Source organism: Candidatus Skiveiella danica (genome assembly GCF_022705245.1).
GTDB lineage: Bacteria > Pseudomonadota > Gammaproteobacteria > Burkholderiales > Burkholderiaceae_C > Skiveiella > Skiveiella danica.
This window is the reverse complement of the sequence record NZ_JAKJEW010000171.1, coordinates 1-563: the sequence shown is the minus strand read 5'-3', so window position 1 is coordinate 563 and position 563 is coordinate 1. Positions and strand designations below refer to the sequence as shown.

The window sequence follows — 563 nt, the reverse complement described above, 5'->3', positions numbered from 1 at the left end:
TCAGCCCGGCCAACATCATGAAGCTGCTGGAGATCGTCGTGCCATCGAAGGTGGCGCCCGACGTGGTGGTGACCTCGTTCGAGCTGGCCAAGCGCATGAAGAAGGTGCCGGTGCGCGCCGGCGTGTGCGACGGCTTCATCGGCAACCGCATCCTGGCGGTCTACCGCGAGGCGGCCAACTACGTGCTGGAGGACGGCGCCAGCCCCTACGACATCGACGCCGCGGTGCGCGGCTTTGGCTACCCCATGGGGCCGTTCCAGGTGAGCGATCTGGCCGGCGGCGACATTGGCTGGGCCACGCGCAAGCGCAAGGCCGCCACGCGCGACCCCAAGGCGCGCTACGTCGAGGTGGCCGACCGCATCGCCGAGCGCGGCTGGTATGGCCAGAAGACCGGGCGCGGCTGGTACCTGTACCCTGAAGGAGCACGCACCGGCCAGGACGACCCCGACGTGCTGGCCATCGTCGATGCCGAGCGGAAAAAGAAGGGCATCACGCCGCGCGCCTTCAGCCATGACGAAATCATGCGCCGCTATATGGCGGCCATGGTCAACGAGGGCGCCAAG

1 protein-coding gene is annotated in these 563 nt (G+C 68.2%); it reads left to right on the top strand.

Annotated features, from left to right (window positions below):
- A partial coding sequence (locus ACMUOY_RS20780; RefSeq protein WP_413894602.1) for a 3-hydroxyacyl-CoA dehydrogenase family protein occupies window positions 1-563 on the top strand: 563 nt, incomplete at both ends.